This window comes from Sphaerospermopsis reniformis (assembly GCF_005402885.1).
Lineage (GTDB): Bacteria > Cyanobacteriota > Cyanobacteriia > Cyanobacteriales > Nostocaceae > Sphaerospermopsis > Sphaerospermopsis kisseleviana.
The window spans coordinates 1-5,476 of the sequence record NZ_BJCE01000301.1 but is presented as its reverse complement, the minus strand read 5'-3'; the positions used below and the strand labels follow the sequence as shown (position 1 = coordinate 5,476).

6 protein-coding genes and 1 rRNA gene are annotated in these 5,476 nt (G+C 33.2%); 3 read left to right on the top strand and 4 right to left on the bottom strand.

Annotation, left to right across the window (positions count from 1 at the left end; translation table 11 throughout):
* Position 1 precedes the first annotated feature (1 nt).
* Positions 2-119 (top strand): 5S ribosomal RNA (rrf, locus tag FFR48_RS24860).
* A gap of 101 nt (positions 120-220) precedes the next feature.
* Here rrf and FFR48_RS24855 read toward each other — a convergent pair.
* The 3 genes from FFR48_RS24855 to FFR48_RS24845 form a co-directional block, all read right to left on the bottom strand.
* The gene (locus FFR48_RS24855; protein WP_137669214.1) at positions 221-460 is read right to left on the bottom strand and encodes a hypothetical protein; all 240 of its coding nucleotides are present in this window, start codon (positions 458-460) and stop codon (positions 221-223) included.
* Between the two features lie 108 nt (positions 461-568).
* A complete protein-coding gene (locus FFR48_RS24850; RefSeq protein ID WP_137669213.1) occupies positions 569-1,360 on the bottom strand; it encodes a cold-shock protein in 792 nt (263 codons plus the stop codon).
* 77 nt (positions 1,361-1,437) lie between these two features.
* Positions 1,438-1,950: a hypothetical protein gene (locus tag FFR48_RS24845; protein WP_137669212.1), complete on the bottom strand. Its 513-nt coding sequence runs from the start codon at positions 1,948-1,950 to the stop codon at positions 1,438-1,440.
* A gap of 370 nt (positions 1,951-2,320) precedes the next feature.
* Here FFR48_RS24845 and FFR48_RS24840 point away from each other — a divergent pair, with 370 nt between their 5' ends.
* The gene (locus FFR48_RS24840) at positions 2,321-3,673 is read left to right on the top strand and encodes a helix-turn-helix domain-containing protein (RefSeq protein WP_137669211.1); all 1,353 of its coding nucleotides are present in this window, start codon (positions 2,321-2,323) and stop codon (positions 3,671-3,673) included.
* 191 nt (positions 3,674-3,864) lie between these two features.
* Here FFR48_RS24840 and FFR48_RS24835 read toward each other — a convergent pair whose 3' ends face one another.
* Positions 3,865-4,647, bottom strand: coding sequence for an ABC transporter permease (locus FFR48_RS24835; protein WP_137669210.1), 783 nt, complete (start codon positions 4,645-4,647; stop codon positions 3,865-3,867).
* A gap of 221 nt (positions 4,648-4,868) precedes the next feature.
* On the opposite strand from FFR48_RS24835, the gene FFR48_RS24830 reads away from it, so the two are divergent.
* Positions 4,869-5,476, top strand: a 608-nt coding sequence (locus FFR48_RS24830; RefSeq protein WP_137669209.1) for an exopolysaccharide biosynthesis protein, incomplete at its 3' end; no start/stop codon positions are given.

The following is a 5,476-nucleotide window of genomic DNA, read 5'->3' as shown; positions in this document are numbered from 1 at the left end:
TCCTGGTGTCTATGGCGCGGTGGAACCACACTGATCCCTTCCCGAACTCAGAGGTGAAACGCTGCTGCGGCGACGATAGTTGAGGGGTTGCCCTCTGTCACAATAGCTCGATGCCAGGTTTAATATTCAAAAACAAAAGCCTCCTCTTTCATATACTGAGAGGGGGTTTTTGTTTTTGGGCTAAGGCCCAACTACCCCAATATATTTTCAGCTAAGGTGATTATTTCCTCTGATCAAGAAAAATAATATTATTTGTTAAAACAACATCTCCAGCATTTACTTTATCCTTACTTTCACAAGCTGGTTTTTCATAAATAGTAACAGGTTGATAGTTCAGTCCAATTTTCTTCGTTATTTCTTGGCATTTTCTTTCATGCCAAGCTTTCTCAGATTCTAATTGACAGCCTGAAATACATACACAAAATAAGATTGTAGCAGATAGATAAAATTTATGATTCATTGGATCACTTGTAAGTTTATTTTTGTAAAATCGTTTACAGGTTTACTCATTTATGTCTAAACATATTTACTTTACTGTTGATTGAGTTGTTCATGATTCTTGATTTGTTTAATAGAGAGTTTTAAATGGTGTAAATTTTATTGGTATAGCAGTAGTTCCCTGATTATCCAAATTGAGTTCCTTACAAATAATTCTATAAATATCTGTAGGAAATCCTCCATGAAAATCCCATTCTCTACCTTCTTCTGCCATTCTCACAATCCCTGAGATATTTGGATACCTATAACCAAGTTGATGTTGTACAATATATGCTGATAGTTCCTTACTATGTTTAAAATTTAAAGGACGCATTTCTGTTAATAGTCGTTCTAGTTCATCAGCTTCCTCTTTTGTTCTATTATGTACCTTTGCTATTCTTATAATTTCATTCTGTCGTAGAGCTTCTGCCTCCCTGCGTCGCTCCTCTTCTTCCTCTCTAAGTTGACTCTCTAAGTTATCTCGCTCAACACTTAGTTCATGCTTGCGCTCAACTCCAAGCAATTGTATCGTTACAAGATCAAGCCAACTAGGTTTTGGAGACTCTACATTTTTCCAAATACTCTCTACTGTTTGGATCAAACTATATAATTTATGTGTGTAGCTTTGAGGGATATCTTCTGTGCCTAGCCAAAGATTACTAACTTGTTCACCTTTTTCATTTGTTTCAATTTCATACCAGAAATTGACTGCTTCAAAATCAGCTTCTCTATTATCCAGTTTCTGGGCTAATTCAGGATATTTTCTCTTAATTTTTTTTATATGGAAGAAAACTTTTGCATTAGGATTATAAAAAGTACAACCGACAAACCCAAATCCTCTATCAGCATTATAGCTTTTAATACTACCGAAGTCTATTGTCATAAAAACAAACCATGCTCCTAAACTGGATTAATAAATTAAAAAATATAAATTTATAGGTTGTGTTTCCCCTGATATCATTAGTTGGCTTCAGGGTAAAGAATGCTTTGAATAATAAACTCCGCTATAATTATTGGAAAAGAATAAATTAAGGAAAGACAAATAACAGAAAAAGTATTTCTGTTAGTGGGGCATCTACCATGTGTCTTATACTGATAATAGCGTGTAAAAACAAAACATTGACTAAAATAAAAAGCTATTCCTAGTCCAAAACCATAGTCAAAAGGAGTTGGTGGGATAAGAGATAAAAATATAATAATAATACTAGCATAAGCTATGTAATCCTTTTGTAATCTTGTTTGAAGAAACGCACATATTCCTAGAAAAAATGCGTACCAAGAAAACATGAGGTTAAATTGTTTTTTGAGTTCTGGAGGTGCATTATCAAAATTAGAAGTTTTATTGGGAAAATAACACAATGTAGGCAACCAATCAAATAACGGTTTTACAGGTTCTATATAACCTTTTTCTATCATTTCATCTAATACCTCAAATCTTTTCTCCATTTGTGGACTTACATTTTCAATGCTCATGGTAGCTACTCCCTAATAAATTAATAATTGATGACTATGATTATTACGATAACTTTGGCAAGTGCAGTGTTCTCTGGTTTTCCCTCAATCAAGAACTTGATGAAAATAGATTTACCTAAAGATACTTCTACCGCACTTTGTAATAAGTATAATTTGATTCACTCAAACAAGAGTGATACTAATGTAAGTAAGTTGGTTTTGTAACTCAATTACTATTTATAAAAGAATTTATAATCATCTGTCTATTGGAAAAAGTAGGATTTTATTGGGAGATTGTCTATAAATTTTTATGTACAAATTAGGAAAATATAGGTAAAATTAGGTTTGGTTTTTGCTATAATTACTTAAACCCTTACTATGTATACATTTTATGACTGTAGATGAAGTTGTAAAATTTGTTGATCAGATGGTTTTTGAGAAGACGGGAAAACATCTAGATGATATACAAATAGCTGTTGTTGAAGGTACATGGAATCGGAAATCTTATGATGACATTGCTAGAAAATATAATTTAACTAATAATCACATAGCAGATATAGGATCTAAATTATGGCAACTTTTATCTGATATCTTAAATGAAAATATAAAAAAATCTAATTTTTGTTCTACGATAGAAAGGATATATATTCAATCATCCCAAAATCCAAATATTTGTATTGGTAATAATCATTATTTTAATTCACAAATATTAAATCATCCTCATCAAGCAGATGTAAAAAGTAATATAAATACAGAATCTAGCTTATCTGCTTATGATTTAACTTTTGCTCCTGAAATTATAAATTTTTATCGGCGAGAAAAAGAATTAGAAAAACTCTATGATTGGATATTTAAACAAAATAAGCGGTTAATTTCTGTGTTAGGATTATATGGTGTTGGTAAAACCACTCTGGTTAAAAGATTTGTTGATTTAAATTTAAATAGTTTTCCAGTGATGATTTGGAGAAGTTTAAAATATCCTCAATCTTTAGATTTATTAGTTGGTGATATTTTGAAGGTTTGTCAACAACAACCTGAAGAAAGTTTAGATAAACGATTAAAACAATTATTTGCTATTCTTGGTAATCATAAATGTTTAATTGTTATTGATGATTTTCAAAATCTATTGACCCCTGGTAAAATTGCCGGAGAATACAAATCTGAATATCAAGATTATCAAAGTTTCTTGACGATGATTACTGAATTTAAACATCAAAGTCATGTAATTCTTATTAGTCAAGAACAATGCCCAGAAATGCAATGTTTAGAACATGAATTTTATCCTATTAATTGTTTACAAATTTTGGGATTGCATGATGTTGACATTCTCCAAAATAGCGGTCTAAAAGCTCAAGAAGAATGGTTTAATTTAATTAATTTATATGCTGGTAATTTCAACGATCTTAAATGTATTATCAGCTTAATTCATAATAATTATGATGGTGATGTTGGTGAATTTTTGGCTGAGGAGACTTTAGTAATTACTAATCAAATGCAATCTCGATTTCGAGAAATTTTTAACCGTTTATCAACACAAGAACAAGAAATAGTATTGAGTTTGAGTAAGTTTGATATACCTGTTACTAGAGAAGATTTAAAACAGCATTCAAGTTTATCTGCTATTGATTTCATTAATGGTTTACAGTCTTTACAACAAAGGTATTTAGTTACGAAAATCAAAAATGAGAAAATATTTTTTCAATTGTATCCTGTTTTTAGGGAATATGTGAGCAATTTTTGTTAAGGTCATTAAACATCCTCTTAGACTGAATAGATCCTGAAAATCTTTAAGAATTTGGGGTTCTACACTTCTATGTAGTAATTACCATTTAAGTGAAGTACCAGCAGTAATAATTAAACGCAGATAAACGCAGATAAACGCAGATGATTTTGTACTTCACCAGACTTGGAAATGCTATTTTAGAAATGTTATTTTTAACTCGATGCACTTGTATAAAACCGCAAAGCAAACCGCCAAAACCAAGTAGAAACAAAAAATAACACCACAGCTAAAAATACAGCACCCATGAACCAACTTAACTGACTTTCACCTAACATTGCTTGCGCGGGAACTGTTGTTAAAAATGCAACTGGAACTACAAAGGTAAAGAAAACTCGATAAGCTGCGGGATAAGCTACAATCGGATATCTACCAGCTTCTAATAAACCTCTTAATACTTCAGTAACGTTGTATATTTTCACAAACCATATACTTGTAGAACCTAACATAAACCATAGGCTGTAAAGAATGACTAAACCGCAACCTAAAGGAAATATACTCAATAAATAATCATCTATTCCTAAACCCAGGCGTTTACCTGCATAACCAATGATGATACAACCAAAGATTAAATCTGGTAATCCCCAGGGTGATAGGGTGTGAGTTGAAAGCCAAAATTGACTGCGGATGGGTTTTAATAATACAAAGTCTAATGTCCCTTCTTGCACATGACGAACTATGCGGTTTAAGTTGGGAGCTAGGAATGTGGCGGAAAAACCTTGCAGGAGGGTGAAAATTCCTAAAACTATTAAAGCTGCATCCCAAGACCAGCCAGGAAAGGTGTAACCTGTGCGATAAAATAAGAATAAGCCAAAAATACTACCCGCAAGATTGCCTAAGCTGCTCAAGGTAGCTATGATGAAGTTGAGACGATACTCCATCTCTGCCGAAATGGCTGCACTCCAAAAAAGTCTGATTACTTTTAGGTATCTTTGCATTTTTTTGTTTAACCCACATTCCGCGCTTCATCTAAGATAACTTTATCTCAACTTCATACTGTTTTTTAATTTTATTGATTGCATAAGGTTAAGATGTTGGATGCAACTTCTCTGTTGTGTCTGATTTTATGCACGTTGTTTGATGGCAATTTTGCCTTTGATCTCAGAAAATAGGAACAATCAAGGTTAAGATTTCTCTCTTAGGAACTATAAAAGCTCTTATGGCTAAACTGTCTAACGAATTACAACGCTATTTTTTTGAAGAAGAACGTCCTGAAAAGGTAACTTTGGCAGATATTTTGTTACTAGCTGGGGAAAGAATTTTTGGGTTTTTGTTGGTTATTTTGTCTTTACCTTCTGCTTTACCAGTTCCTGCACCTGGTTATTCAACGCCTTTTGGTGTGCTGATTTTTTTGTTGGCGGTACAGTTTGTTGCAGGTGCTAAAACTCCTTGGCTACCTGCTAAAATGCTAAACCATCAAATTCAACTTTCTACCGTTCAGGGGTTTCTGAAAGCGGGACTGCCTTGGTTGCGAAGAATTGAAGCGATCGCTCGTCCCCGTCTCTCCTATATTTGTACCACATTACCAGGTAGAGTAACTATTGGGGTGGCGATCGCTCTCATGGCTATTTCTATGATGATTCCCATCCCTGGTACTAATACTTTACCAGCAATGGGCATTTTTGTGACTGCTTTTGGTTTGTCTGAGGATGATAGTGCTATTAGTTTAGGTGGTTTAGTTCTGTGTTTAATGGGGGGAATTTTAACCACTTCTATTTTACTAGCTTTGGTCTGGGGTGGTTCTAGTTTATTGGATGTGATCAAAGC